The sequence below is a fragment of the Ochrobactrum sp. PL_is501 genome (assembly GCF_055816895.1).
Genome location: NZ_JBVPGR010000028.1, coordinates 1 through 26,020 on the forward strand (window position 1 = coordinate 1; position 26,020 = coordinate 26,020).

Here is a 26,020-nt window from a genome sequence, read left to right on the forward strand (position 1 = left end):
ACCGTTTCACACTTTTGCTGGAAATGCTCTAGAGCGGTTCCTGTTTTAACGGAATCGCCGGAACCGCTCTAACTATTTGTTTTGTCGCATTTTCCAACGCAAAACCGTTTCACACTTTTGCTGGAAATGCTCTAGAAGGCAGGATGAGAGGAAGTGGCCAGAACTGTTTCCAGCCACTTCCTCTTTCACGATTGCCTTACTTGGCCGCGTCGAGCACTTCCTGCTCGGACTTGGCGGCTTGCTCGAGAGAGTCCTTGACCGCCTGCTTTTCGAGGATCACGCGGTTGGCCATGTCAACAGCGACCTGGCGCTGCTTCAGCTCGTCCACGAACATGGTCGTGTGCGCATATTCCAGACCTTTCAGGAACGGGCCGTAGATCGGATCGGCAAGGTTCGTTTCCGTCAGGGCCGCGGAACGGCGCGCAGGCAGTTCGCCCACATCCTTCAGCCAGATTTCCATGGCTTCCGGCGAGGAGATGTAGTTCAGGAACTTCTTGGCGGCTTCGAGTTTCTCGCCGCTTGCCTTGGCGCTGATGCCGTTGGCGAAGTAGCTCGCATAGTTGGAGCGCACGCCTTCCGCATTGGCCGGAAGCTCGGTCACGCCCCATTCGAAGTCCTTGATGGTGCGGAACGAACCGAGACGGAATGTGCCGTCGATGGTCATCGCCGCCATGCCAGCGCGGAAAGCAGCCTGGCCTTCATCCATGAACTTGACTTCGCCGACCTTATGTTCGGTCTGGAGGCTGGTGTAGAAGGCAAGCGCCTTTTCGCCGGCAGCGTCGTTATAGGCGACCTTGCGGTCGTTGTCGGTGTAAGGCTGGCCGCCGAACTGGCGCACCAGAACCTCACGCCACCAATGCTGGTCCTGCCCCGGCATGTCGAGCGTGATGCCTTCGGCCAGAAGATTGCCGGAAGCGTCGCGCTTCGTCGTCTTCTTGGCGGCTTCGACCATTTCATCCAGCGTCTTGGGCGGATTGTTCGGGTCGAGGCCAGCTTCGGTGAACAGCTTCTTGTTGTAGAAAAGCGCCAGCGAACGCACAGCCGTCGGCAGGCCGTAATATTCATCGCCGCGCTTCATCGCCGAAACGATCGGGAAGAATTCGCTTTCGATCTTGTCATGCGGGAATGCGTCCTGCGGCAGCGGCTGCAAGATGCCGCCAGCCACGAACTTGTCCAGCCAGCCGTAGAAAAGCTGCATCACGTCCGGGCTCTTGCCCGCCATCTTCGCGGCGATCACGCGCGTCTGATAGTCGTCGTATGGGAACGTGACCTGCTTGACCTTGATGTCCGGATTGGCCTTTTCGAAATTCTCGATCAGCTTGTCCATCGCCTTGACGCGCGTCTCGAAGACATACTGCCAATATTCGATCTCGACAGCCTGAGCGGCATTGATCGCAAAGGTGCTGAGACCCGCGACCAGACCTGCCAATAACAGCTTACGCATTTAAACCTCCCTAATGCCCCGCCCACCGGTTCGAATGCGGTCGCCAGGCACGGCTGCGGCAGTGCCTCGCACCGTCCGCATATTCTTCCACCACATGCCGCGCAGAACATGCGCGGCGCCCATTTTCCCATGCGGGAACCCACTTCCCCGACATGAGCCAGAGCAGCCTTCACCACCCTGCCTTTACGGTTCAATGTTGTGAGCCTTTTGTCAATAAGATAATTTAGTTGAATTAATATATTGCTGTTAAAAGCGGCCCGCGCTATCTCTTTTGGACGGGAGACAGGAGGGACCATGACATCGAAATCGCAAGATGCATCGGCAACCATGCGGGCCGCTGCGCAGGCTGTCACCCTTGGCAAGAATCCCGAGCGAATCCGCGACCATAACCGGCGCGTGGTGCTTGATGTCGTTCGCCGCCACGGTGCGCTTGGCCGGATGCATATCGCCCGCCTTACCCATCTGACCGCGCAGGCCATCGCCAATATCGTCGATGAGCTGGTGTCAGAGAATTTGCTCATGCAGCTCGGACGGCTGAAAACAGGACGCGGCCAACCGCCGATCCAGTTTGCCGTCAATCCCGAAGGCGCGATGACCATCGGCGTTGAAATGGGTTCGACGCATATGGTGACGACAGTGCTCGACCTGTCCGGCAAGCCGCGCAAGCAGCATGTGCGCCCGATCCACGATGTCAGCCCCGACAGGCTTTCCGCACAGTTACGAAAAGAAGTCGACGCCGTGAAAGCTTCATTTCCCGCGCGCCTGCTCGGCATAGGCGTCGTGATGCCGGGACCGTTCGACATTGAAGGCATGAGTTCGGTTGGCCCGACCACCCTGCCCGGCTGGTCCGGCATCGATGCGGCGGCGGTTCTGAGCGAAGCCTGCGGCGAGCCGGTTCTGGTCGAAAACGACGCCAATGCCGCCGCCGTCGGCGAGCGCCTGTTCGGCGCAGGCCATGCGATTTCCAGTTTCGCGATGATTTATTTCGGCGCCGGTATCGGGCTTGGCATGATCCAGGACGGCGCGCCGTTTCGCGGCGCTTTCGGCAATGCCGGAGAAATCGGCCATGTCGTCATCACGCCCAATGGACGCGCCTGCGCCTGCGGCCAGAAGGGCTGCCTTGAAACCTATGCCTCGCTTCACGCCCTGCGCGAGAAGCTTCACGCGGCAGGGATTGACGACACCGATTTCGACGCGCTCCAGAAACTGCACGAAGACCGCAACCCGGTCCTGATGGGCTGGGTGCAGGAAGCCGCCGACCATCTGGCGCCAATGATTGCCATGATCGAAAACATTCTCGATCCCGAGACGATCATTCTGGGCGGCATGTTGCCCGATGCGATCATTGATGACCTGATCTGGCACATGGGGGGCCTGCCGATTTCGGTCGCAAGCCGCCGCGCCCGCGCGCTTCCACGTGTCATTCGCGGCCAGACGGGACAGTTTACCGCCGCGCTCGGCGCTGCATCGCTCCCCATGTTCGAGGCCATGACGCCGAAGCTCGACACCAATTCGGAAGTCTGACCATGCTTACCGCCCTTCAGCGCATAGAGCGCCAGAAATCGTCTTCCGCCCTTGTCCGCCTGCACCGGGCGCTGAACAGGCTGCGCTCTACCGTGACGCTGATGCATACGGGCGCACACCCCGACGACGAGCAAAGCGGCCTGATGGCCTATCTGCGTTTCGGGCTCGGCATGAAGGTGGTGATTGCCTGCTCGACGCGCGGCGAAGGCGGGCAAAATGCACTCGGCCCGGAACGCGGCGGCGCGCTTGGCACGATCCGCAGCCGCGAGATGGAAGAAGCAGCGCGCATTCTCGATTGCGACGTGCATTGGCTTGGGCATGGCCCTGACGATTCCGTCCACGATTTCGGCTTCTCCAAGGATGGCGACGGCACCTTCGCCCATTGGGGCGAGGAGAAGACCGTCGAGCGGCTGGTCCGCGCCTATCGCGCCGAACGCCCCGATATCGTGCTGCCGACCTTTCTCGATGTTCCCGGCCAGCACGGCCACCATCGCGCCATGACGCGGGCGGCGGAAACGGCCATACGGCTTGCCGCTGATCCCCATGCCTTTACAGAACATCTTGCCGAAGGGCTGACGCCGTGGCAGGTGGCGAAATTCTATCTTCCCGCCTGGCCGGGCGGCGGCGACACTTACGATGACGAGCTTCCGCCACCCGATACAACGCTGACGATCAGGGCGACCGGGCGGGACGAGGCAACCGGCGCGGAATACGACCGGATCGGTGAATGGTCGCGGGCTTGCCATGCGACGCAAGGCATGGGCCGCTGGCCGGAAAAGCCCAAGGTCGAATGGCCGCTGCATCTGAAACTGCCGGAAAGCCGTTCGGAAAAGACGATTTTTGACGGGTTCCCGGAAACCCTAGCCGTTCTCGCCGATAGCCTGGCATTTGAAAATCGCAAGCAGCTTCTTGATGCGCATCTGTCTGTTGAAGCGGCAATCGCAGCTTTTCCCGATAGAAAAGCCATCATCAAAAATCTGGTCGAGGCTGCGAAAAGCCTGAAAACTGTTCTGGCCAGCGCACCGGAAGATTTTCTTGTGCGCCACAGACACAGGCTGCAACGCAAGCTGCATGAAATAGATGCCGCGCTGATCGAAGCGGCCACGCTGTTCGAGCGGGCTTATCTGGAAGCCCCTATATTGCCAACGGGCGGCGAAACCCGCCTTGTTGTCGAATATGGGCCGGGTGCGGCAGATGTTGCAGCAACGGCGCAACCCGTCCTGCCGGAAAGCTGTTCAACCGCCCGAGCGCACCGGACGCCGGAACGGGAAATTCTGGATGTGGCGCTGGCAGAAGACGCGGCACCGTCCCCGCTTTTTGAACCGGCATGGCGGTCGCTCGGGGGCAATGGACAAGCCTATATCCGATTGAAAGCGCAGTTTGACGAACATCTGGCGGAGTGCAGCTTCGACCTTGAAGAACCCCTCATTATCGTGCCGCCTGTCTCGTTGCAGATCGACCCGCCAGCCGTCATCCTGTCGGGCAAATGGGAACCATTGCCGATCCGGATTCTGGCCAATGGCCCGGCAAGACAGATCACCTTCGTGTCGCAGAACGGCTGGAGCGTCAGCAAAGACGGACAAAATGCCATCTTGCATGGTCCCTCCGATCCGGCACCCGGCCTGACCGTTCTTCCAGCACTGGTTGATGGAACTCCGGCGTGGCAAACACATTTTTCCAGCTATCCGCATACAGGCAAAACCGTCTGGCGTGAGCCTGCCGCGCTGCCGGTGCTGGCGCTCGACATGAAGCTGCCCGATGCGCATATCGGCTATATTGGCGGCGGTGCCGACAATGTCGGCCTGTGGCTGAAACGCATGGGGTTTGACGTCACCGACATCGAGCCGCATCACCTTGCCGGTGATCTATCCGGCTTCACGACCATCGTGGTCGGCATATTTGCCTTTGGTCTGCGGGATGATCTTGCTGCGGCGACGGAAAAACTGCACCGCTTTATCGAGGATGGCGGGCATCTTGTGACGCTCTATCACCGGCCGTCGGATGGCTGGCATCCAGACCAGACGCCGCCGCGAAAACTGACCATCGGATCGCCGTCACTGCGCTGGCGCGTTACGAACCCGCATGCGGCGGTTACGGTTCTTGTCCCTGAACACCCCCTGCTTGCCTATCCCAACAGCATCTATGAAAGCGACTGGCAGGGCTGGCACAAGGAACGCGGACTTTATTTCGCCTCCGCATGGGATGATGCTTATCAGCCGTTGCTTTCCATGCACGACGACGGAGAACAGCCGCTCTATGGCGCACTGGTTTCAGCCCGAATTGGCAAAGGCCGCCATACGCATGCGAGCCTCGTCCTGCATCATCAACTCGACAAGCTCGTCCCCGGTGCTTTCCGTTTGATCGCAAATCTCATGCAACCGGCGGGATAATCGCGCATGCAGGCAAGATGAAATATTTATGACGCCTATATGTTCCTTGCGGGAAACATTTTCCCTTATATTTCATTTCACTAATTAATTTTTATTGAGTTTCCATGGCGGAAAAATTTCGCTCTATCACAACGTGTATTTGACTCATGGAGATGAAATTATCATGCGCAATCTGGTACGTGTTTCTTTGACCGGTCTTTTTCTTGGCGCAAATCTTGCCACGGCCTTCGCTCAGGCAACGCCGGAGCAGATGGAAATGGCCTATAACGCCGCCCGCAATCAGCTTGGCGTACTCCAGTACTGCCAGGAAAAGGGTTATACCGATGGCGGCGCTATCGAAATCCAGACGAAAATGATTGCGCTTATCCCCGCTCCTTCCGACACTTCCAAGGCCGATGCTGCCGAAGCAACCGGCAAGCAGGGCAAGGTCTCTGCGATGGGTATGGAGCAGGATATCGCCACCAGCGCAAAGGCGCAGAACATCTCCGAGGAAAAGCTCTGCCAGACGATGGCCGATGCCGTCAAACAGGCTGGCGCGCAGCTGCCGCAGTAAGCGGATCACAATCCGTATGGAAATGGAGCCTCGCGCAAGCGGGGCTCTTTGCTATCTGAAACTCCACATTCAATGTTGCTTGAGATCAGCTCGTGCCGAACTTTCAAATTTCATTTTATATTCAGCACTTTATTAATCATATGAAATACTCACCTTCCGTTTACCATGCAACTTAAGAGGGTGAACATAATTGGCGGATAGTTTGCTCGCAGGTCACAGCGACCACTAAACAAACAAGAATGATCTCAGGAGCAACACATGACCAAGCTTATCGCACGCTTTCGTAAAAACGAATCCGGCGCAACTGCCATCGAATACGGCCTCATCGCCGCCCTGATCGCTGTTGTCATCATCGGCGCGACGACGACGCTGGGAACCAATATCAAAACCCAGTTCACCGAAATCGCTACAAAGATCGGTGCTGCGAAGTCTGAGTAATCTCTGATAACAAGCCGAAAACCTCAACCGCCCTCCGGGGCGGTTTTGTCTTTTGGGGCGCCTTTCACTTGCCCGAAGCAACTTTTGGAACGTTGTTGCGTTATTTAACAGGCTTGCAGCATTGGATCGAAATTGAGCAGCGTGGACGTGGAGATGTGAAGTAAGCTAACCAAGCTAACGATCTGCAATCTTTATTGATTATGGGCGTGGTGCAAAAATGCGCATAATCCCTCTAAATAGTGGTTCGCCGCGTGGTTGTTGCGTATTCCAGCGCTGACACCGGCATTACTGGAGTAGCGGACATGTCATTGAAATCTATTCTACTGGCGCTCGGCATCGGCGCTGCGAGCCTTACACTCAGCGGTTGCGTGTCCGAAGGCTATTACGGCGATGGGTACGATCCCTATTATTCGCGCGGCAGCTATATCGGCACCGGCGTTATCTATGACAGCGGCGGCTATTATCGCGATTATCGCCGCTATCCGCGCTATTATCGGGACTCTCGTTATCGCTATCGCGACAATTATCGTTACCGTGACAGGGATCGCAACCGTCCGAGCTACAACAGGCCGGATCGCCCTCGCCCGCCGCGTCCGGATCGTCCGTCGTTCAACACACCCAGCGTGGAGCGTCCGGGACCGAACACGGTTCCGCCATTCCGCCCGATCAGGCGCGAATCGCATAATTGATAACGGATATTTCAAGCAAAACACCCGCCGAAGCCCTCGGCGGGTGTTTTTCATCGGCCTTATAACTTGATGACATATTCCTTGCGGGTCGTCTCGATCACTTCCCAGCTTCCCCTGAAACCGGGGCGTATGACAAAACTGTCGCCAGCCTTGACCTCGCGGGTTTCGCCGCCCTCTTCGTGGATGACCGACCGGCCCGACAGAATGTGGCAGAACTCCCATTCGTCATATTCGATCCGCCACTTGCCGGGCGTCGCTTCCCATATGCCAGCGTAAAGCGTGCCTTCGGCATTCTCCTCCAGATTCCACGTGCGGAATTTGGGGCTGCCTGAAAGAATGCGCTCCGCCAAGGGAGCGCCTTCCTCCGGTTCGATGCCGGTAAGGTCGAAAGCGAGAAAACGGCTCATCGATCAGACCTTTGCCAGCGCCTGTTCCAGATCGGCGATGATATCGTCGGCATCCTCGATGCCGATGGAAAGGCGTACCACGTCCGGTCCCGCGCCTGCCGCCACCTTCTGCTCGTCGGTCAACTGGCGATGGGTGGTGGATGCCGGATGGATGACCAGCGAGCGCGTGTCGCCGATATTGGCAAGCAGCGAGAACAGGTCGAGGCTGTCGACGAATTTAACGCCCGCGTCGTAACCGCCCTTGAGACCGAAAGTGAACACGGAGCCCGCCCCTTTCGGCGCATATTTCTGCTGGAGCGCGTGGAATTTATCATGCGGCAATCCGGCATAATTGACCCACGACACCTTGTCATGGCCGTGCAGCCAGGAGGCAACCTTCAATGCGTTGTCGCTATGACGCTGTATACGCAGCGGCAGCGTTTCCACGCCTGTTAGTATCTGGAACGCATTGAATGGTGAAATGGCCGGACCGAGATCCCGCAAGCCCAGAACACGGGCAGCGATAGCAAAGGAAATATTGCCGAATGTCTTGTGCAACTCCAGACCGGCATAATCCGGGCGCGGTTCGGTCAGAAGCGGGTAGTTGCCGGATTTGGCCCAATCGAACGTGCCGCCATCGACCAGAATGCCGCCCATCGAATTGCCGTGACCGCCGATGAACTTGGTCAGCGAGTGGACGACGATATCCGCGCCGTGCTCGATCGGGCGCACCAGATAGGGCGAGGCCAGCGTGTTGTCCACGATCAGCGGCAGGCCATGCTTGTGAGCGATTTCGGCAATGGCCTCGATATCCACGACAATCCCGCCCGGATTGGCGAAGCTTTCGATGAAGATGGCGCGCGTCCTGTCATCGATCTGCTTGGCGAAATCGGTCGGGTTGGTGGCGTCGGCCCAGCGCACATGCCAGTCGAAAGACTTGAACGACTGGCCGAACTGGTTGATCGAGCCGCCATAGAGCTGGCGCGCGGCGATGAAATTGTCGCCCGGCCGCAGAAGCGTGTGGAACACGAGCAGCTGTGCCGCATGGCCCGATGCCGTCGCGACCGCCGCCGTTCCGCCTTCAAGTGCGGCGATGCGTTCTTCCAGAACGGCCGTCGTCGGGTTTGTGATGCGCGTATAGATATTGCCAAAAGCCTGAAGGCCAAACAGCGATGCCGCATGATCCGCATCATCGAACACAAACGAAGTCGTCTGATAGATCGGTGTTGCGCGCGCACCCGTCGTCGGATCGGGCTTCGCGCCTGCGTGGACAGCCAGCGTTTCAATTCCGGGCGAACGTTTCGACATGATTTCCTCCAGCGTCTAGAGCATCGGCCCGAAAATCGGAATTGATTTTCGGAAGCACGATGCGTCGATTCAATAACTTAGAGCGACCTTTGTACGTCCGTAAGGATGCACAAAGGTCGCTCTAAGCCCCAATGATGACAGGACGTTAGGCGTTGCCGCCAGGAAAGCAAAGGCGGATTTTCCGCCAAATGGCGGAATCGCAGAAATTAAATCCAAAACTTCCTATTCAGAAATCAGGCGGGGATATTCGATGGCCGGACAGCGGTCCATGACGACCGTCAAACCGGCATCACTGGCGCGGTTTCCGGCCTCTTCGTGCACGACGCCAAGCTGCGTCCACAAGACCTTTGGCCGATGGTTCATCGCCAGAACTTCGTCCACGATGCCCGGCAGGGAATAGGGTTCGCGGAAGACGTCGACCATGTCCACCGGTTCCTCGATATCCGCCAGTCGGGCCACGACACGCTGGCCGTGAATATCCTTGCCCGCCTGCCCCGGATTGACCGGAATCACGCGGTATCCCCTGGAGAGCAGGAATTCCATCACGCCATTGCTCGGGCGTTCCGGCTTCGGCGATGCGCCGAGAAGCGCAATCGTTTTCACGGAAAGGAGGATTTCGCGGATCTGGTCGTCGGATGGGTTTCGCATCTTGTCCTCTTCAATCGCCTGAGCCAGCGCTTGCATGAAAGCCGCCGCAGCCTCTATTGATTATTAAATTTGGGAGGAATGCATGAATATCAATACCGCACATCGCACAAGCGTCAGCCCCGTCATGAGCCTCGATGAATTGCGGGCCTTCATGAAGCGTGAATTTCCACAGCTTGGCGATGCTTTCGAGGTCGTGGCCGTGGATGAAGGCTCGGCGGCAATGCGCCTTCACGCCGATGAGCAACATCTGCGCCCGGGCGGGACGGTTTCCGGCCCTTCGCTGTTTGCGCTGGCCGACGTTGCCGCCTATGCCGCCATTCTCGCCCATATCGGCCCGGTTGCCCTGGCTGTCACGACCAACCTCAATATCAACTTTCTGCGCAAGCCCTCCCCCGGCACGGTCGAGGCCGTGGCGCGCCTCCTGAAACTCGGCAAGCGCCTTGCGGTCCTCGATATCAGCCTGACCGATGGCGCAAGCGGCGAGCTGGTCGCCCATGCCACCGCCACCTATTCGATTCCACCGCGATAAGCGGCCAAAAAGATGCGGTATTATAATACCAAATACGCAACATATTGATTTTGTTATTCTTTTTAAAAGAAGCTTCAAATATAGGGCTTGACGGAAGCGCCAACATTGTATATCGACCCGCCGGAAGCGCGTGAAAGGCAACTTTCGCACGCCCGTTCGGGTTGGAGAATATCCAACACAAGCAACAAAAAAAGCCCGGTTCGCAAGGACAGGGATCAAGTCAAGGAAGACTTCAATGGCAACTTTCTCCCAGAAGCCGGCCGAAGTGGTGAAGAAGTGGGTGCTGATCGACGCCGAAGGTCTCGTCGTCGGCCGTCTCGCATCGCTCGTCGCCAATCGCCTGCGTGGCAAGCACAAAGCAACCTTCACCCCGCATGTTGACGATGGCGACAATGTCATCATCATCAATGCCGACAAGGTTGTTCTGACCGGCAACAAGTATGCCGACAAGAAATATTACTGGCACACCGGCCATCCGGGCGGCATCAAGGAGCGCACTGCTCGCCAGATCCTCGAAGGCCGTTTCCCGGAACGCGTTCTTGAGAAGGCAATCGAGCGCATGATCCCGCGCGGTCCGCTCGGCCGTCGCCAGATGAAGAACCTGCGCGTTTATGCAGGCCCGAACCATCAGCACGAAGCTCAGCAGCCGGAAGTCCTCGACGTCGCAGCGCTGAACCGCAAGAACAAAGGGAATGCATAATCATGGCTGAGAGCATCAACTCGCTCGAAGAACTCGGCACCGTTGCCAAGACCGAAGCTGCCGCTCCGGTTCACGTCCAGAAGCTGGACGCACAGGGCCGCGCCTATGCCACCGGCAAGCGCAAGGACGCCGTTGCACGCGTATGGGTCAAGCCGGGCACCGGCAAGATCACCGTCAACGACAAGGAGTTCGAAAAGTATTTCGCGCGTCCGGTCCTGCAGATGATCCTGCAGCAGCCGATCGTCGCTTCGAACCGCGCTGGTCAGTTCGACATCGTCGCCACCGTTGCCGGTGGTGGTCTCTCCGGTCAGGCCGGTGCCGTTCGTCACGGCATCTCCAAGGCCCTCACCTACTACGAACCGGGCCTGCGCACGGTTCTCAAGAAGGGTGGCTTCCTGACCCGCGACAGCCGCGTCGTCGAACGTAAGAAGTACGGTAAGGCCAAGGCCCGCCGCTCGTTCCAGTTCTCCAAGCGCTAACGCGCTTAGGGCCAGTTCTCCAAGCGCTAATATCTATCGCTTCAGAGCTTACAGAAAAGCGGGCCTTCGGGTCCGCTTTTTTGTTGCGAGCAGTGCTGCTTGTCAGCCTGCCCAACTGCGGAGGGACTTGCGATTGATCTCAAGCTGCTTTTTCGGCGTCTGTTTGTAATAATCCTGCGCCATGCCTGAGACCCAATCGCCATAGCTGGGATTGGGCAACATGAAAAACTTCGTGCCGAACGCTTCTCGATTGGCCTCGACGAATGCGCGTCGCTGCTGATTGTTCTTGTGATAAGTCGCAGTTCCGAAGTCGTTGAGATTATCACCCATATAGATGACAACATCATATCCCTCAGCCTTGATACTATCGAAACGCGCCTGCTTGTTTGACTGACCGCTGTTCAGCAAAAGCGTTTTTGCCGACACGCCGGGAAATCCAAGCTTCTTAATGTTTGCTGCGGTAGGCTGAAATGATCGCGCGTCGCGGTTCGTGACATAGAACATCGTGCCGCCATTCGCGTTCACATGCCTTGCAAACTCCACAGCGCCAGCAATCGGACGTGCCTGCTCGGCAGCCATCCAGCGCGCCCACGTCTTCTCTGTGTAGGGCATGCTTTGCCTGACGCGCCAACCGGCATAGGCACTATTATCGATCATCGTCTCATCGAGATCGACGATTACGGCCTTTTTCCTCCCCTTCGCGGGTTTTGCCGCATCGAAGGCCTGACGTGCGCCATTAAACGCCTGATAGGCCAGCGCGTCATATTCGCCGGACTGTTGCATCCAGTTGATCGCGCTTACATTCTGCTGCTCCAGTTGAAAGCGCGCGCCACTCTGGTTCGTTGCACAGCCCGAAAGTGAAGCCGAACAGCCAAGAATGGCCGAGATGACAAGAAATGTCTTTCGCATCATGTCCCTCCATGAAAGAAAGCCATTAGCGCTGAAGGCTTCCCGCACCTCAATTGCTGTTCTGTGTCCGCAATATATTGGGCGACAGCGCGACTTCGTCACAGTTGCAAGCCGGTTCGATAGTCGTCATGAATATGAACGACCGAAGCATCTCCCGGCCACCTTTACGTACGGATAAGCCCATGTCCTCGCCTGCATCCAGCCGTTTCGCAGCCACACCGGAACCGCCCTATCTGATCGTCACCTTTGCTTCACAACGGGTCATCGGCGACGACGATGGCTATGGCGACATGGCGGTCCGGATGGGCGAACTTGCAGCGAAACAGCCCGGCTATCTCGGTATCGAGAGCGCCCGCGACGCGGAAGGATTTGGCATCACCAATTCCTTCTGGGCTGACGAGGAAAGCATCCGCGCATGGAAGCGCGATGTGGATCATCTGGTGGCGCAGAAGCTCGGGCGCCAGAAATGGTATGAAACCTATCGCGTGCGTATCGGTCGCGTGGAGCGCGCCTATGGATTTGATGCCAAGAGCGAATGAAAGCGCTATAGAAGCCAGAACACCATCCGGATAACAGCCATGCCTTCAAAGACCATCGACCACGCGATCACGGCCCGCAGCCTGACCAGCGCCGCGACCGATCCTACCCATGCGGGCGTGCTGTCTTTCATGCGCCGGGTATATACGAAGTCGCTCAAGGGCGCAGAAGCGGTTGTCTGGGGCATTCCCTTCGATGCCGCCGTTTCCAACCGGCCGGGCGCGCGCTTCGGCCCGCAGGCGATCCGGCGGGCCTCGGCAATCTTTGACAATGATCCGCAATATCCGTTTCAACGCGATCTGTTCGAGAAACTCGCCGTCATCGATTATGGGGACTGCCTGCTCGACTACGGCAATCACACCAAGACCCCTGCCACCATCGAGCGCGAAGCGGCGAAAATCCTGAAATCCGACGCATTCCTGCTAACGCTTGGCGGCGATCATTTCATCACATGGCCGCTGCTCAAGGCGCATGCCGCGAAATATGGCCCGCTGGCGCTGGTGCAGTTCGATGCGCATCAGGATACGTGGTTCGATGATGGCAAGCGGATCGATCACGGCTCCTTCGTGGCCCGCGCGGTGCGCGATGGCATTATCGATCCCGACCATTCGATCCAGATCGGCATCCGCACGCACGCACCGGAAGATTGCGGCATCAGGATCATTTACGGCCACGAGGTGGAGGACATGTCGGCGGCGGCGATTGCCGATGAAATCCTGAAGCGCACCAATGGCAGGAAGGCCTATCTGACCTTCGATATCGACTGCCTCGATCCGGCCTTTGCGCCGGGAACCGGCACGCCGGTCGCGGGCGGCCCTTCCTCGGCCAAGATGCTTTCGGTGCTGCGCAAGCTGACGGCACTTGACTTCGTGGGCGCCGATGTGGTCGAGGTTGCACCGGCCTATGACCATGCCGATATAACAGCCATCGCGGGAGCGACGATCGCAATGTACTATCTGGGCCTTGTGGCCGAACGGAAAGAACGACGATGAGACGCTTGCTCACAAAGTGATTCAAGCATCTCGAACAGCCATTCCACCCATTGTCGTAACTTTCTGAATTCAAAGGCAAAACGCATGAAACCGAAAATCTTCATCGATGGCGAACACGGCACCACGGGCTTGCAGATCCGCACCCGTCTGGCCGAGCGCGACGATCTCGAAGTGATTTCCATCCCGGAAGCCGAGCGGCGCAACAAGGATTTGCGCGCCGACTATCTGCGCGCTGCCGACATTGCGATCCTGTGCCTGCCGGACGATGCCTCCAAGGAAGCGGTTTCCCTGCTCGAAGGTCATAACGCGACCCGTATCATCGATACTTCGACCGCCTATCGCGTGCACCCGGACTGGGCCTATGGCTTTGCGGAACTGGCCAAGGGCCAGCGCGAACGCATTGCCGAGGCGCGCCTTGTTGCCAATCCGGGCTGCTACCCGACCGGGGCGATTGCACTTGTGCGCCCGCTGCGCGATGCGGGCCTGCTGCCTGCCGATTATCCGGTCAGCGTCAACGCTGTTTCCGGCTACACTGGCGGCGGCAAGCAGCTCATCGCCCAGATGGAAGACAAGAACCATCCGGAGCATCTTGCCGCTAACAACTTCCTCTATGGCCTTCCGCTGCGTCACAAGCACGTGCCGGAACTGCAATTGCATGGCCGCCTGGATCGCCGCCCGATCTTTTCGCCCAGCGTGGGACGCTTCCCGCAGGGCATGATCGTGCAGGTTCCGCTGTTCCTGAGCGAACTCGAAGGATCGCCGTCGCTTGCCACGGTTCATGCCGCGTTGACGGAGCATTATGCCGGTCAGGATATTGTCGAGGTCGTGCCGCTTGAAGAAAGCGCGAAGCTGCCGCGCGTCGATGCGGAAGAGTTCGCAGGCAAGGACGGCATGAAGCTTTTCGTCTTCGGCACTGAAGGCGACGGTGAGGTCAATCTCGTGGCGCTGCTCGATAATCTCGGCAAAGGCGCATCGGGCGCCGCCGTCCAGAACATGAATCTCATGCTTGGCAAGGCATGATGCCGACGAAGCCGGTGTTTCCTGTCGAATGGAATATCGGCTCCCATGAGCCTCTGGCTGATACACATTCAAGCCTCGTCTGGAAGGTCGAACGCATCGATCATCCGGGCGAGGTTTTTGTCGTCAAACAGTTGAAACCAGCCGGGATGGAAGAGCTGCGCGGCGCGCATTATCTGGACTGGCAGGACGGCCATGGTGCGGCACGATTATACGGCCTCAAGGGCACATCGATGCTGCTCGAATATGCCGGCGACTATCACCTTGATGAGCATCTGAAGCGCGGCAAGGATGCCGAATGCCTGCACATCTTCGGCGAGGTGCTGAGAGCGCTGCACACGCCCTCTCCCGCCCCGATACCGGCTGACCTGCAGCCGCTGGACAAGCACTTTTCCGGCCTCTTTGCGGTAGCGCATGAAAGCCCGATCTATGCAGATGGCACGGCGGTCGCCAAGCGTCTGCTGGCCACTCCGCACAAGGCCATTCCGCTGCATGGTGATATTCATCATGAGAATATCATCGAGGGACCGCGCGGCTGGCTCGCCATCGATCCGCACGGGCTGGTCGGCGATGCCGCCTTCGACGCGGCCAATATCTTCTATAATCCGCTTGATCGGGACGACCTTTGCCTCGACCTTGAACGCGCCCGGCACATGGCCGAACATTTCGCGCCGATCATCGGGCGCGAACCGGCCTATATTCTGGATTATGCCTTCGCCTATGGCTGCCTGTCAGCCGCATGGCACCGTGAAGACGGCAATGACGCGGATGAAGCGCGGGAACTGAAAATCGCCTCCGCACTCCGGCAATTGCGCCACAGCGCTTATCCCTCGTAAGCACCCTTGGCCGCGCGCCAGTGCGCCACCGCGAAAGCCAGCACGATCAGCGCAACAAACTGGTGCGTCAGGCCCAGATGCAGCGGAACGCTCATCAAAAGCGTGGCAATGCCGATGACAGCCTGCACGAGAACGAGCCCGAGGAGAACGATGGTGCGGCGCGCATGGGTGGTGCCGGGAGCCTGTTTCCAGACCTGCAAGGCATGCAGGACCGCCAGAACCAGAACCGTATAGGCGAACATGCGGTGCACGAACTGCACCGTTTTCGGGTTTTCGAACAGGTTGCGCCACCAGGGCGACTGGATGAACAGATCGGACGGAATGACAGCACCGTCCATCAGCGGCCAGGTATTGTAGGTCAATCCCGCATGCAGGCCCGCCACCAGACCACCCAGATAAATCTGCACCAGAACCGCGAACACGATCCATCCGGCAAAGCGCTGGATGGAGCGCTCCGCCGGTCGCTCGCTATAGGTGACAAGCCCGCGCGCGATGTAAAACACCGCCGTTATGATGATACACGCCGTCGTCAGGTGAATTGCCAGACGATACTGGCTGACGCTGGTAAGCTCGCTGAGGCCGGATGCGACCATCCACCAGCCGATGGCGCCCTGCAAGCCACCCAGCGCGAGCAGGCCCAGCATACGATATTTCAAGCCGCCCTTGAGACGCCCCGTCACCCAGAAGAAGGCCAGCGGAACGGCAACCAGAAACCCGACAAAACGCGCAAGCAGGCGGTGCGCCCATTCCCACCAGAAGATGTACTGAAACTCTTCCAGCGACATGCCCTTGTTGATCTGCTGGTATTGCGGGATCTGGCGATATTTGTCGAATTCTTCCACCCATTCGGCGTGGTTGAGCGGCGGAATAACCCCATGGATGGGTTTCCATTCGGTGATCGACAGGCCAGACCCGGTCATGCGGGTAGCTCCGCCGACCATGACGATAGCGATCAGCACGACGAAAACCGCATAGAGCCAGTAACGCACAAGGCGGCGGTCGTGGTCCTCTTTGGATGACCTCGAACCCTGCCCCATACGCTGCGCCGCTGCTGTCGTCATGCCGTTCACCCTTCGATAATGAGCTCAAGTGTCTGAATCAAAAAGCGGCAGGCCGCGGCGAAAATGGTAATTTTCGAGTACAGGAGCGCAGCGTACTTAAAGGTACGTGAGCACCGGAACGCAGACAAATTGCCATTTGCAGACCGGCATGGCGATTTTCGGAACAGACACGATGGATACATGCAGCATAGGCCGAGCAGTTACAAGTTGGCGTCACGCGACATGCCGCCGCGTTTTTGCCCTTTCGCTGGCCCCCTTCACCGGTTAGTGATGTACCGGGAAAAGGAGAATGCGCATGCCCGTCCGGCTGAAGAAACTGATCGGCACTTTCTTGCTGGTTTCACTGGTCATCATCTATGCGGTGTTTGCGACCATCATCGCCGTGGCGCATCTCGCCCAGTCGAGCGCCTGGGTGCATCTGCTTTATTTCTTCGTGACCGGCATTCTTTGGGTACTGCCTGCCATGGGCATCATCTGGTGGATGGCGCAGCCCCCACGCAATAAACAACATTAGTCTTGATCGAGGATGCTGCAGACGATGGCGGGAGAAGTCGCGGCGCGCATTCTGACGGATTTCGGTGAGATCGGGCGGCTCTGGAACGGCGCCGCCGCCATTCACGGCGCGCCGCAATCATTCGCCTGGATCGATAACTGGCGCGCAATCGTCAATGCCGACAGTTTCGTTGTCGGGCTTTTTGACGGCGATGGTCCAATCTTGGCTGTGCCGTTGGAAGTCGTCCGCCAGAACGGCGCGAAAATTGCGCGTTATCCCGGCGGAAGCCACGCCAATTGCAATTTCCCATGGCTGCGGCAGGAATATGGCCCGGTCCTCGGACGCGAGGTGCTCCGGCAGCTGATTGATGCAATCCGCAGGGCGCGGCCCGACATCGATGCGCTTTCGCTGACACGCCAGCTTTCAGAACTGCAAGGCACGTCCAATCCGCTGCTTGCCCTTGGGAAAGCGCCCAACCCAAATCCGGTTCTCGCTGCGTCGCTCGGTGGCGGCTTCGACGCCGTGCTTGATCGCGCCAATCGCAAGCGGAAGCTCAAAAAACACCGGCAGCATGGTCGCCGCTATGAAGAAAGCGGAGGCTGGAGAATTGCCGGGCCGCAAAGCCGGGCGGAATCAGACAAGATTCTCGATCTCTATTTCGCGATGAAGGCACAGCGCTTCCAGAAGATGGGGATCAGTGATCCATTCGCCGATGAAAATGTGCGCAACTTCTTCAAGGCTCTCTTCGGAGAAGGGCTGGCGAAAGGTCCGGGAATGAACGAGTTGCGCTTTCTCGAAGTTGGTGGGACCGTGCGCTCGATCATCGGCAAGCTGTTCTGCGATACGGGACCGACCGTTGAATTCGGCGCAATCGCGGAGGACGAGCTGACGGCGGCAAGTCCCGGTGAGTTTCTCTTCTTCGAGGATATCAGCCGCAGTTGTGACGAAGGCCGCTCGGTCTACAGTTTCGGCATCGGGGACGAGCCCTACAAGCGCGAATGGTGCGACATCGAGCGCACGATCTATGACACGCTGGTGCCGCTTTCCGCCAAGGGCAGGTTTTTCACCGCTCTTCAGTCAGTTCGCAACGGAATTGCCGGGGGACTCAAGCGCAATCCCCGCCTGTGGGGCTTCGCCAAGACATTGCGCAGCAGGCTTGCACAGCGGTAGAGCCGTTGGATAGCTGTTTCAGGAACGCAGCCTAGAGCGGTTCCTGTTTTAACGGAATCGTTGGAACCGCTCTATCTATTTGTTTTTTCCGCATTTCCGAACGCAAAACCGCTCCACACTTTTGCTGGAAATGCTCTAATAAGCTGTTTCTGAATCGGTTTCTTCCATCAGAATGACAACGTCCTCATAACCGCCCTGATCCAGATCGAGAGCGGCCAGCGCCACGCCCTTGTCGTCCGGATCGACGATGCTCATCACAACGGAGGCAGGTCCATCGGCAATGCGCGCGATCTGTTCCGAAGACGACGGGCCGCACTCTACAACAACAAAATCATAGACCGTTTCCAGCGCATCCAGAATGAGCGGCAGGCGATCGGCGGAGCGCATGGCGATTTCCGGGTCGGCCTCTCCAAGCGGAATGACATGAGCCTGCGAAAAGCGGTCGCTGTGGATGACTTCATTGAAGCGGCGCGCGCCGGACAGAAGCTCGGTAATACCGGGCAGATGCGCACCGTCCAGCATGGCAATGCCAAGGGTTCCCTTTGCGGTCATGTCCACGAGGACTGCCCGCTTGCCACGGTCGGCGAATTCGCGCAGCAGGCGCACCGCTCCAGCCGATGCTTGATCGCCCTCGGGAGACACCATCACGATGCGCTTATGCTGTCCGTCCGCGAGCAGATCGGCAACGGCTTCCACACCATTGGGATTATGCGGCTTCGTCTTGCTTTGCCTGATCATGGGAAACTCCTCCTCGGCTTTCCTTGTCTCGGAAACCGGCGGTTTTGCGGCAAACGGCATGGTCCATGAACGGCGCGGCGCCACAATTGTTTCCTCGGAAACAGTATCCATACGTTCTGACCTGGATGGCGGCACCGCTGCGGCTTCGGCGGCAGCGGCAATTACCGGCATCTCGATTTCCTCGACGGCGGCAACCCTTTGGCCATCTGCCGTCACGAAAGCACGCCCGCTGAACAATTCACGCAGCAGAACAAAGATCGACAGCAAAAGCAGGCCAGCCGCAAAGGCTGCACCGACAATCGGCAATATCATCGGATAATAGGGCACTGCCGGGGTTTCGGCAGAAGAAAAGATTCGGGCATCGACCGGCACATAGTTGCGGTCGGTGCGCGATGCGGCTTCCCGATAGCGCGTGAGATAGGTTTCCAGAAGCTGGCGCTGCGCCGCCGCCTCGCGCTCCAATGCGCGCAATTCGACTTCCTGATCGCCTGCCTGCGCGGCTTGCGCCTTCACGCGATTGAGTTCACTATTGAGTTCGTCCTCGCGCAGCTTTGCCGCGGAAACTTCGTTATCGAGGCTGGCGACAAGCTTGCGGCCTTCGTTTCTGATCTGCTGATCGAGATCGGCAAGCTGCGATCGCAACGCCTTGATGCGCGGATGGCCGTCCAGAAGCGTCGTTGAAAGATCGGCGATCTGGGCATTGAGCTGGACGCGCCTTTCGGCAAGGCGCTGCATCATGCCGGAAGCAAGCACATCCGGCAGCGTGTCGATGGGCGCGCCGGAGGAAAGCGCCTTGCGAATGCTTTGGGCCTTTGCTTCCGCCGAAGCGCGGCTGGTGCGGACCCGCGTGAGTTCGGTGGAAACTTCCGAAAGCTGCTGCGTCGCAATCGTGCTGTTGCTCTGCCCGGTCAAAAGCCCCCGCGAAGCACGATAATCCGCGACCTTCCTTTCCGCATCGCGGACACGGTTGCGCAGGTCGTCGATTTCAGGGGCCAGCCAGCCAGTGGCATCGTCGTTCGATTCCAGCTTTGCGGCCCGTTGAAACAGGATGTACTGGCTGGCGAGCGCATTGGCGACGTTTTTGGCTGTCTCGGGATTCGCCGAATTATATTGCACAACGATGACCCGCGAGGCGGTAACGGCAAAAACCTGCATATTCTTGCGCAGCTTCTGCAAGACGCGCTCTTCCGGGGTCAGTTGCGCGGGATCAGTCCGCATGCCGAGCATGATGAGAACGCGGGTCCACGGCTTCACGTCCGTCGTCGTGAAGGCTTCGTTGCTGGTGAGCTTGAGTTCTTCGGAAACCTTCCGCAGAAGATCGCCGGAGGAAAATACTTCAACCTGGCTCTTCACGCCTTCAGCGTCGAACAGGGGCCGCTCGGTTCCGGCCTCCCCGTTGGGACGCGTATAGATGGACTCGCGGGCCTCAATGATAATGCGGGCTTCCGCGCGATAATCCGGCGTCAGAAGAAGGCAGATGGCCCATGCGAACGCCGCCATGAGAAGCGCGCCGACGACAATGAACAGCCAGTGACGGCGCAGGCTGGCAAACAGCGCGCCGATATCGATATCTGCGTCCCTTGATAACGGATCGACTTCTGCCATTCCCCATTCTCCATGGGCTTTGCGAATGCGCCTGTGCGCATGATCGCTCTCGCCCGCGTGGGGGAATGCCCCCCGTTTTCCAGCCGGAACAGTAAAGGAACAAGGTAACCAGAGGGTTAAACCAGATAAGCTCCCAACTCTGGCGAGATGCAAAGTTTTTCCGCCGAACCCTGTCTTCTTTACCAGCCATTAACCCTAATCAATCGATAACGCTTGCAACCGATATTCGTAATCGCGCGCTGCGTAGCGCGCCGATTGCGAGCGTTAAGACTATTGCTTTTCGGAAGAACCGAGGCGGAAGATGACGGCGAAGACAATTCAGAACAAGCGCAAAGGCCATACTCTGCTGGTGGCGCTGGGCCTTGCCGCCATGACGCTTTCCGCCTGCTCCAGCTATCGGCCTGCCCCACCCGCTTTCCACGAGGCGCTGAACCAGCCCTATATGCTGGACGCTGGCGATCGCGTGCGCATCACGGTTTTCGAGCAGCCAAGCCTCACCAACACCTATAGCGTCGATCAGGCTGGCTACATCGCCTTCCCGCTCGTCGGCAGCATTCCGGCGCGCGGCAAGACATCCAAGCAGCTTGAAGGCATCATCGCATCGAAACTGCGTGGCGGCTATCTGCGCGACCCCGATGTGAGCGCGGAAATCGACCGCTATCGCCCGATCTTCGTGATGGGTGAAGTGGGTGCCGCCGGCCAATATTCCTACGTTCCGGGCATGACCGCGCAGAAGGCAATCGCCGCTGCTGGCGGTTTCAGCCCGCGCGCCACTCAGGAGAATGTCGATATCACGCGCCAGTTCAACGGCAAGGTTCTGACCGGCCGTGTGCTGATTTCCGATCCGATCCTGCCGGGCGACACGATCTATGTGCGCGAACGTCTGTTCTGATGGCGATTGATGGCTGATGACACCCACGTCTCCCCACTACGCATCGTCCACTGCTTCCGTGAGCCGACCGGCGGGCTGTTCCGCCATGTTCGCGATCTCGTGGGCATGCAGGCGGACGCAGGCCACGCGGTCGGCATTGTCTGTGATGCGACGACTGGCGGGCCTCGGGAAGACGCGCTTCTGGAAGAATTGCGGCCAAAGCTCGCGCTCGGCCTTCATCGCATTGCCATGCAGCGCCACGTCGGACTGGGCGACGCAGCGGCAGCGTACAAAGCATATCGCATCATCAAGAAATTGCGGCCGGACATATTGCACGGACATGGCGCCAAAGGTGGCGTCTATGCGCGATTGTTCGGCTCAGTCTTACGGGTTTTTAGGTCTCGCGTAGCCCGTATCTATTCACCGCATGGCGGCAGCCTGCATTTCGACCGGAAGACACGCCGTGGCGGCGCTGTCTTTCTGGTCGAAAGGATGCTGGCTCCCATGGCCGACGCGGTGTTGTTCGTTTCCAACTTCGAAAAGCGCATTTATGAAGAAAAGGTAGGGCGGCCCTATGGCCTCCATGCCGTCGTTTACAATGGCTTGTCCGAAGACGAGTTCATCCCTGTCGCCGACGCGCCTGATGGCAGCGATTTTCTTTTCGTCGGCACGATGCGCGACCTGAAGGGGCCGGACTTGCTGATCCGCGCCCTTGCGCGCCTGCGCGACCAGAACCAGCGCGCCTTTACCGCGACCATGGTGGGAGACGGCCCAGAAAAGCCGGATTTTATAGCCCTGGCCGACGAGCTTGGAATGTCCGCGCAAATCCGCTTTCTGCCGGGAACGGCAGCGCGGGAAGCTTTCGCCATGGGGCGGATAATGGTGGTTCCATCGCGCGCCGAAGCATTTCCCTATATCGTGCTGGAGGCGCTTGCCGCCGGAAAGCCAGTCATCGCCAGCAATGTCGGGGGGATTCCCGAAATATTCGGCCCCCGCTCTTCCGCGCTGGTGGAGCCGGATGACGAAGCGCTTTCGGACAAGATGCTGGTTGCCGCCGATGACCTCACCGCGTTTCGCGCCACGATGCCCGATGCGCCACGGATGCGCGAGCGTTTCAACCTGCAATCCATGGCACATTCGATCGAAACGATCTATTTTGAAGCCCATCCTGACCGGGCAGCACCGGCAGACTGAGAGCCTGAATCAAAAAGCGGCAGGCCGGTCTGCAAATGGCGACTTTTGGAACAGGGTCTGGGGATACCGTCGCTCGGGACTTTTTCTATAACCTATTGTTATCAAGCAAAGGCAAAGCTCGTGTTTTCCTGGCTTGCGGCAACCGGGACGGGTGTAATAAAGATATGCTATCGGCCTTCGCCAACAGTGCTGCAGCAGTATGGACAGAAACCATATTATATTAGTCATCGCTAATGGCAACAGCCTTCAGCCATGTATTTAATTGAGTGTTTACCTAGGTCAAAAGCTCGTCATGCGACGTTTATATTCTGCTTAGGACTCTCGGTCTAATTGTTACGCCGTCATTTTACGATCAGGGGCAATGTTGTGCGAAATAGTGATGCGCGCTCTCCTTTTGGCCGCGAAGCCATAGAAGCCAGCGATGTGCAGGCGGCCAAGCCGCAAGGCCCGGTGGAGCTCAGTCCCCTTGCGCGCCAGATGGCCGAGCAATACCAGCGCGACACGTTCTCACCGCTGATGCTGAGCGGCGTCATGCGCATTGCGGAGTTCGGACTGATTGTCCTCGCGGGTATTGCGAGCTTTCTGCTTTATGTCGGCATTGAAACGCAACTCATCTTCTATTACCCGCTCGTCGTCATTGCCGGCGGCGCGCTTTTTGTCCTGTTGATGGAAATCAACGACGGCTATCAGATCAATGTGTTGCGCAGTCCCGCTCGCTATCTGCGGCGACTTTTCATCAGTTGGGCTGCCGTGCTCGGAACGCTGGCTATCGCCGGTTTTCTGATGAAGTCCTCCTCCGATTTCTCACGCGGCTGGTTCCTGTACTGGGCACTGGGCGCCTGCGTACTGCTTTTGCTCTCGCGGCTCTTCATCGCCTGGAAAATCAAGCGCTGGGCGCGCAACGGCACGATGGAACGCCGCGCCGTCATCGTGGGCGGCGGTCCGAATGCCGAAGCGCTCATCCGCTCGCTGGAACAGCAGCCCGACAACGATATTCGTATTTGCGGCATCTTTGACGACCGCGACGACAAGCGCTCGCCCCCCATCGTTGCGGGATACCCGAAGCTTGGCAATATCAATGAGTTGATCGAGTTCGCCCGCATCGCTCATATCGACATGCTGATCGTGTCCCTGCCCATCAGCGCCGAAGCCCGCGTGCTGGCTCTGCTGAAAAAGCTGTGGGTCCTCCCGGTCGATATTCGTCTTTCGGCGCTCAACAATCACCTGCGCTTCCGCCCGCGCGCCTATTCCTATGTGGGCGCGGTGCCAATGCTGGATATTTTCGACAGGCCCATCAACGATTGGGATTCTGTCGCCAAACGCGTCTTCGACGTGGTGTTCAGCATTTTGGGCATCGCCCTGCTGTCGCCTATCATGATCGGCACGGCGATTGCCATCAAGCTGGACAGCAAGGGCCCCGTGATCTTCAAGCAGAAGCGGCATGGCTTCAATAATGAAATCATCAACGTCTGGAAGTTCCGGTCGATGTATACCGAGATGTGTGACCCTTCTGCGAAGCAGGCCGTTACCAAAAACGACCCTCGCGTCACGCGTGTCGGGCGCTTCATTCGCAAGGCTTCCCTCGACGAGCTGCCGCAGTTCTTCAATGTTCTGGCAGGCTCGCTGTCACTGGTCGGCCCGCGCCCGCATGCGGTCGCAGCCCATTCGCACAATGTGCTTTATAACGAGGTTGTCGACGGTTATTTCGCGCGCCATCGCGTGAAACCGGGTGTCACCGGCTGGGCGCAGATCAATGGCTGGCGCGGCGAAATCGACAATGAAAACAAGATCCGTATGCGCACCGAATTCGATCTTTATTACATCGAAAACTGGTCGCTCTGGCTTGATCTCAAAATCCTGTTCCTCACACCCATACGGCTTCTCAATACGGAAAACGCCTATTGACCAGCGTGGCGCACAGCTTTGACGGCAATCTGCCCCCAGCCATGGGGCTGCGGGCAGATGTAGCGCGCAAACGTGCACTCAACCGCCTCATTGCCAATACGGCAATCGGTCTCGGCGTTTTTCTGCTGGGCTTCGTGATGAGCGAGCCTGCGCCTTATGAACTCTACATGGTCGGCCTGATCGCGCTGGCGCTGCTGTTCGGCTTGCGGCTGACCCGCACCAGCCTGGTGCTGCTGGCGCTTTTTGCCGTGTTCAATTTCGGCGGCATAATCTCCGTCATGCAGATGGCCGATGTGAAGAAGGCCCCGCTCTATATTGCCGTTTCGCTGTTTCTGGCTTTCACATCGGTCTTTTTCGCAGCCATCATTGAGGCGGATTACAGGCGTCTCAAGACGATCTTCAACGCCTATCTTCTCGTCGGCGTGCTGTCGTCGCTCCTGGGTATCGCCGGTTATCTCGGCCTGTTTCCCGGTGCCGAGATATTCACCCGCTATGGCCGCGCGCGGGGCGCATTTCAGGACTCAAATGTCTATGGGCCATTCCTGATATTGCCGCTGACCTGGACACTCTACCGCATCATGCGCGGAGGTTTCCGCGATGTTGTCGTCTATCTGCCTTTCTGCTGCCTGCTCACGCTCGGCGTTCTGGTGTCCTTCTCGCGCGCCGCTTGGGCGATGGTTCCCCTCTCCTTCGCCCTGCTGTTCGGCGTGCTTTTTCTGCAAAGCAACAGCAACCGCTTTCGGCTTCGCCTGATCGCGATCGGCCTGCTTGCCCTTGTTGCGATCATCCTCGCGATCCTGATCATGCTGCAAATTCCCGGTGTGGGCGAATTCTTCCGTGAGCGCGCCCGGCTTGAACAAAGCTATGACAGCGCGCGGCTTGGGCGTTTCGCCCGGCATTGGCTCGGAATGATCCTCGCAACGCAACACCCGCTCGGCATAGGCCCGCTGGAATTCGGCCCCATGTTCGGGGAAGACACGCACAATATCTGGCTCAAGGCCGTGCTCGATTATGGCTGGACCGGCTTCATCGCCTTTCTGACGCTGACATTCCTGACCCTCGGGATCGGCTTCAAGCTTCTGTTCCGCAACCGCCCGTGGCAGCCGTTTCTTCTGGTCGCCTACGCAACCTATCTCGGTCACGTCCTGATCGGGAATGTCATCGACACCGATCACTGGCGTCACTTTTACCTGCTTTTCGGGATCATCTGGGGTTGTGCGGGGCTGGAATACAAGTATCAGCTTTCGCTCAAGCTCAAGGATCAGTCAGGAGAGCAGAACCTTGCAATTCGCGATATATGCCGCAGCGGCCCTGTTTGAAATCGCCGGATGCTTCGCATTCTGGGCATGGCTGAAGCTCGGCAAGTCAGCGTTGTGGCTGGTGCCCGGCATGGCGTGCCTTGCCTTGTTCGCCTATCTTCTGACCCTGATTGAAAGCAATGTTGCGGGCCGCGCTTACGCCGCCTATGGCGGCATCTATATCATCGCGTCGATTCTGTGGATCTGGTTTGCCGAGGGCGCCCGCCCCGATCGCTGGGATGTGGTTGGCGCATGCACAGCATTTGCCGGTACATGCATCATCCTTTTTGCACCACGATCCTGAAC

Annotated in this window: 26 protein-coding genes and 1 pseudogene; 19 read left to right on the forward strand and 8 right to left on the reverse strand. The window is 58.3% G+C overall.

Annotated elements, in window-relative coordinates:
* Positions 1-196: 196 nt before the first annotated feature.
* Positions 197-1,444, reverse strand: a complete 1,248-nt coding sequence (locus AC0TOF_RS03480) for an extracellular solute-binding protein (RefSeq protein WP_122003415.1) — start codon at positions 1,442-1,444, stop codon at positions 197-199.
* Between the two features lie 294 nt (positions 1,445-1,738).
* Between AC0TOF_RS03480 and AC0TOF_RS03485 the strand changes: the two genes are divergently transcribed.
* From AC0TOF_RS03485 to AC0TOF_RS03505, 5 genes are all read left to right on the forward strand, one after another.
* Complete coding sequence (locus AC0TOF_RS03485) at positions 1,739-2,968, forward strand: ROK family protein (protein ID WP_473767241.1); 1,230 nt, start codon at positions 1,739-1,741, stop codon at positions 2,966-2,968.
* A 2-nt stretch (positions 2,969-2,970) separates the two neighbouring features.
* Entirely contained in the window at positions 2,971-5,358 is a 2,388-nt protein-coding gene (locus tag AC0TOF_RS03490) for a PIG-L family deacetylase (protein WP_473767242.1), read from the forward strand.
* Between the two features lie 163 nt (positions 5,359-5,521).
* A complete protein-coding gene (locus AC0TOF_RS03495; RefSeq protein ID WP_122003418.1) occupies positions 5,522-5,911 on the forward strand; it encodes a pore-forming ESAT-6 family protein in 390 nt (129 codons plus the stop codon).
* A 258-nt stretch (positions 5,912-6,169) separates the two neighbouring features.
* On the forward strand, positions 6,170-6,349 hold the full coding sequence (locus tag AC0TOF_RS03500; RefSeq protein ID WP_473767243.1) for a Flp family type IVb pilin: 180 nt from the start codon (positions 6,170-6,172) through the stop codon (positions 6,347-6,349).
* A 302-nt stretch (positions 6,350-6,651) separates the two neighbouring features.
* The gene (locus AC0TOF_RS03505; RefSeq protein WP_473767244.1) at positions 6,652-7,038 is read left to right on the forward strand and encodes a hypothetical protein; all 387 of its coding nucleotides are present in this window, start codon (positions 6,652-6,654) and stop codon (positions 7,036-7,038) included.
* Positions 7,039-7,097: 59 nt separating this feature from the next.
* Here the strand turns inward: AC0TOF_RS03505 and AC0TOF_RS03510 are convergent, their stop codons facing one another.
* From AC0TOF_RS03510 to AC0TOF_RS03520, 3 genes are all read right to left on the reverse strand, one after another.
* Entirely contained in the window at positions 7,098-7,445 is a 348-nt protein-coding gene (locus AC0TOF_RS03510; protein ID WP_121982979.1) for a cupin domain-containing protein, read from the reverse strand.
* Positions 7,446-7,448: 3 nt separating this feature from the next.
* Complete coding sequence (locus AC0TOF_RS03515; protein WP_121982980.1) at positions 7,449-8,732, reverse strand: O-acetylhomoserine aminocarboxypropyltransferase; 1,284 nt, start codon at positions 8,730-8,732, stop codon at positions 7,449-7,451.
* Between the two features lie 222 nt (positions 8,733-8,954).
* Complete coding sequence (locus AC0TOF_RS03520; RefSeq protein ID WP_473767245.1) at positions 8,955-9,416, reverse strand: CoA-binding protein; 462 nt, start codon at positions 9,414-9,416, stop codon at positions 8,955-8,957.
* Between the two features lie 46 nt (positions 9,417-9,462).
* Between AC0TOF_RS03520 and AC0TOF_RS03525 the strand changes: the two genes are divergently transcribed.
* The 3 genes from AC0TOF_RS03525 (at position 9,463) to rpsI (ending at position 11,088) form a co-directional block, all read left to right on the forward strand.
* Positions 9,463-9,909, forward strand: coding sequence for a PaaI family thioesterase (locus AC0TOF_RS03525; RefSeq protein ID WP_473767246.1), 447 nt, complete (start codon positions 9,463-9,465; stop codon positions 9,907-9,909).
* 235 nt (positions 9,910-10,144) lie between these two features.
* Complete coding sequence (gene rplM / locus AC0TOF_RS03530; RefSeq protein ID WP_006472812.1) at positions 10,145-10,609, forward strand: 50S ribosomal protein L13; 465 nt, start codon at positions 10,145-10,147, stop codon at positions 10,607-10,609.
* 2 nt (positions 10,610-10,611) lie between these two features.
* On the forward strand, positions 10,612-11,088 hold the full coding sequence (gene rpsI / locus AC0TOF_RS03535; RefSeq protein WP_002963925.1) for a 30S ribosomal protein S9: 477 nt from the start codon (positions 10,612-10,614) through the stop codon (positions 11,086-11,088).
* 102 nt (positions 11,089-11,190) lie between these two features.
* Here the strand turns inward: rpsI and AC0TOF_RS03540 are convergent, their stop codons facing one another.
* Positions 11,191-12,000, reverse strand: coding sequence for a 5'-nucleotidase, lipoprotein e(P4) family (locus AC0TOF_RS03540; RefSeq protein WP_473767247.1), 810 nt, complete (start codon positions 11,998-12,000; stop codon positions 11,191-11,193).
* A gap of 179 nt (positions 12,001-12,179) precedes the next feature.
* On the opposite strand from AC0TOF_RS03540, the gene AC0TOF_RS03545 reads away from it, so the two are divergent.
* The 4 genes from AC0TOF_RS03545 to AC0TOF_RS03560 all read left to right on the forward strand — a co-directional run bounded on the left by AC0TOF_RS03545 (position 12,180) and on the right by AC0TOF_RS03560 (position 15,379).
* Positions 12,180-12,536, forward strand: a complete 357-nt coding sequence (locus AC0TOF_RS03545; protein WP_473767248.1) for an antibiotic biosynthesis monooxygenase family protein — start codon at positions 12,180-12,182, stop codon at positions 12,534-12,536.
* A gap of 39 nt (positions 12,537-12,575) precedes the next feature.
* Positions 12,576-13,526, forward strand: coding sequence for an agmatinase (gene speB, locus AC0TOF_RS03550; RefSeq protein WP_473767249.1), 951 nt, complete (start codon positions 12,576-12,578; stop codon positions 13,524-13,526).
* Positions 13,527-13,610: 84 nt separating this feature from the next.
* On the forward strand, positions 13,611-14,546 hold the full coding sequence (argC, locus tag AC0TOF_RS03555; protein WP_122003428.1) for an N-acetyl-gamma-glutamyl-phosphate reductase: 936 nt from the start codon (positions 13,611-13,613) through the stop codon (positions 14,544-14,546).
* The gene (locus tag AC0TOF_RS03560) at positions 14,546-15,379 is read left to right on the forward strand and encodes an aminoglycoside phosphotransferase family protein (RefSeq protein ID WP_473767293.1); all 834 of its coding nucleotides are present in this window, start codon (positions 14,546-14,548) and stop codon (positions 15,377-15,379) included. The genes argC and AC0TOF_RS03560 overlap by 1 nt, the downstream gene beginning before the upstream one ends.
* On the opposite strand, the gene AC0TOF_RS03565 is transcribed toward AC0TOF_RS03560, so the two are convergent.
* The gene (locus AC0TOF_RS03565; RefSeq protein WP_473767250.1) at positions 15,367-16,440 is read right to left on the reverse strand and encodes a COX15/CtaA family protein; all 1,074 of its coding nucleotides are present in this window, start codon (positions 16,438-16,440) and stop codon (positions 15,367-15,369) included. The genes AC0TOF_RS03560 and AC0TOF_RS03565 overlap by 13 nt on opposite strands.
* A gap of 26 nt (positions 16,441-16,466) precedes the next feature.
* Positions 16,467-16,576: pseudogene (locus tag AC0TOF_RS03570) on the reverse strand (flagellar basal body P-ring protein FlgI); the annotation flags it as partial.
* Positions 16,577-16,735: 159 nt separating this feature from the next.
* On the opposite strand from AC0TOF_RS03570, the gene AC0TOF_RS03575 reads away from it, so the two are divergent.
* Together AC0TOF_RS03575 and AC0TOF_RS03580 are read left to right on the forward strand one after the other, a co-directional pair.
* Positions 16,736-16,954, forward strand: a complete 219-nt coding sequence (locus AC0TOF_RS03575; protein WP_122003485.1) for a DUF2842 domain-containing protein — start codon at positions 16,736-16,738, stop codon at positions 16,952-16,954.
* Between the two features lie 24 nt (positions 16,955-16,978).
* Positions 16,979-18,103, forward strand: coding sequence for a GNAT family N-acetyltransferase (locus AC0TOF_RS03580; protein WP_473767251.1), 1,125 nt, complete (start codon positions 16,979-16,981; stop codon positions 18,101-18,103).
* A gap of 135 nt (positions 18,104-18,238) precedes the next feature.
* Here the strand turns inward: AC0TOF_RS03580 and AC0TOF_RS03585 are convergent, their stop codons facing one another.
* Positions 18,239-20,446: a Wzz/FepE/Etk N-terminal domain-containing protein gene (locus AC0TOF_RS03585; protein ID WP_473767252.1), complete on the reverse strand. Its 2,208-nt coding sequence runs from the start codon at positions 20,444-20,446 to the stop codon at positions 18,239-18,241.
* 301 nt (positions 20,447-20,747) lie between these two features.
* Here AC0TOF_RS03585 and AC0TOF_RS03590 point away from each other — a divergent pair, with 301 nt between their 5' ends.
* From AC0TOF_RS03590 to AC0TOF_RS03610, 5 genes are all read left to right on the forward strand, one after another.
* Entirely contained in the window at positions 20,748-21,338 is a 591-nt protein-coding gene (locus AC0TOF_RS03590) for a polysaccharide biosynthesis/export family protein (RefSeq protein WP_473767253.1), read from the forward strand.
* Between the two features lie 9 nt (positions 21,339-21,347).
* Positions 21,348-22,511, forward strand: a complete 1,164-nt coding sequence (locus AC0TOF_RS03595) for a glycosyltransferase family 4 protein (RefSeq protein WP_473767254.1) — start codon at positions 21,348-21,350, stop codon at positions 22,509-22,511.
* Between the two features lie 366 nt (positions 22,512-22,877).
* Complete coding sequence (locus AC0TOF_RS03600) at positions 22,878-24,416, forward strand: undecaprenyl-phosphate glucose phosphotransferase (protein WP_473767255.1); 1,539 nt, start codon at positions 22,878-22,880, stop codon at positions 24,414-24,416.
* Positions 24,413-25,735 carry an O-antigen ligase family protein gene (locus AC0TOF_RS03605; protein WP_473767256.1) on the forward strand — a complete coding sequence of 441 codons (1,323 nt, stop codon included), beginning with the start codon at positions 24,413-24,415 and terminating at the stop codon, positions 25,733-25,735. The genes AC0TOF_RS03600 and AC0TOF_RS03605 overlap by 4 nt, the downstream gene beginning before the upstream one ends.
* Positions 25,698-26,018: a YnfA family protein gene (locus AC0TOF_RS03610; RefSeq protein ID WP_122003435.1), complete on the forward strand. Its 321-nt coding sequence runs from the start codon at positions 25,698-25,700 to the stop codon at positions 26,016-26,018. The genes AC0TOF_RS03605 and AC0TOF_RS03610 overlap by 38 nt, the downstream gene beginning before the upstream one ends.
* The last annotated feature ends 2 nt before the right edge of the window (positions 26,019-26,020 follow it).

Coding starts and splice junctions, on each gene's coding strand:
- AC0TOF_RS03595 (WP_473767254.1), top strand. CDS start 21,348: ATGGCTGATGACACCCACGTCTCCCCACTACGCATCGTCCACTGCTTC.
- AC0TOF_RS03560 (WP_473767293.1), top strand. CDS start 14,546: ATGCCGACGAAGCCGGTGTTTCCTGTCGAATGGAATATCGGCTCCCAT.
- AC0TOF_RS03540 (WP_473767247.1), bottom strand. CDS start 12,000: ATGATGCGAAAGACATTTCTTGTCATCTCGGCCATTCTTGGCTGTTCG.
- AC0TOF_RS03580 (WP_473767251.1), top strand. CDS start 16,979: ATGGCGGGAGAAGTCGCGGCGCGCATTCTGACGGATTTCGGTGAGATC.
- AC0TOF_RS03490 (WP_473767242.1), top strand. CDS start 2,971: ATGCTTACCGCCCTTCAGCGCATAGAGCGCCAGAAATCGTCTTCCGCC.
- AC0TOF_RS03485 (WP_473767241.1), top strand. CDS start 1,739: ATGACATCGAAATCGCAAGATGCATCGGCAACCATGCGGGCCGCTGCG.
- AC0TOF_RS03515 (WP_121982980.1), bottom strand. CDS start 8,732: ATGTCGAAACGTTCGCCCGGAATTGAAACGCTGGCTGTCCACGCAGGC.
- rpsI (WP_002963925.1), top strand. CDS start 10,612: ATGGCTGAGAGCATCAACTCGCTCGAAGAACTCGGCACCGTTGCCAAG.
- argC (WP_122003428.1), top strand. CDS start 13,611: ATGAAACCGAAAATCTTCATCGATGGCGAACACGGCACCACGGGCTTG.
- rplM (WP_006472812.1), top strand. CDS start 10,145: ATGGCAACTTTCTCCCAGAAGCCGGCCGAAGTGGTGAAGAAGTGGGTG.
- AC0TOF_RS03565 (WP_473767250.1), bottom strand. CDS start 16,440: ATGACGACAGCAGCGGCGCAGCGTATGGGGCAGGGTTCGAGGTCATCC.
- AC0TOF_RS03590 (WP_473767253.1), top strand. CDS start 20,748: ATGACGGCGAAGACAATTCAGAACAAGCGCAAAGGCCATACTCTGCTG.
- AC0TOF_RS03500 (WP_473767243.1), top strand. CDS start 6,170: ATGACCAAGCTTATCGCACGCTTTCGTAAAAACGAATCCGGCGCAACT.
- AC0TOF_RS03575 (WP_122003485.1), top strand. CDS start 16,736: ATGCCCGTCCGGCTGAAGAAACTGATCGGCACTTTCTTGCTGGTTTCA.
- AC0TOF_RS03545 (WP_473767248.1), top strand. CDS start 12,180: ATGTCCTCGCCTGCATCCAGCCGTTTCGCAGCCACACCGGAACCGCCC.
- AC0TOF_RS03495 (WP_122003418.1), top strand. CDS start 5,522: ATGCGCAATCTGGTACGTGTTTCTTTGACCGGTCTTTTTCTTGGCGCA.
- AC0TOF_RS03480 (WP_122003415.1), bottom strand. CDS start 1,444: ATGCGTAAGCTGTTATTGGCAGGTCTGGTCGCGGGTCTCAGCACCTTT.
- AC0TOF_RS03520 (WP_473767245.1), bottom strand. CDS start 9,416: ATGCAAGCGCTGGCTCAGGCGATTGAAGAGGACAAGATGCGAAACCCA.
- AC0TOF_RS03510 (WP_121982979.1), bottom strand. CDS start 7,445: ATGAGCCGTTTTCTCGCTTTCGACCTTACCGGCATCGAACCGGAGGAA.
- AC0TOF_RS03585 (WP_473767252.1), bottom strand. CDS start 20,446: ATGGCAGAAGTCGATCCGTTATCAAGGGACGCAGATATCGATATCGGC.
- AC0TOF_RS03505 (WP_473767244.1), top strand. CDS start 6,652: ATGTCATTGAAATCTATTCTACTGGCGCTCGGCATCGGCGCTGCGAGC.
- speB (WP_473767249.1), top strand. CDS start 12,576: ATGCCTTCAAAGACCATCGACCACGCGATCACGGCCCGCAGCCTGACC.
- AC0TOF_RS03525 (WP_473767246.1), top strand. CDS start 9,463: ATGAATATCAATACCGCACATCGCACAAGCGTCAGCCCCGTCATGAGC.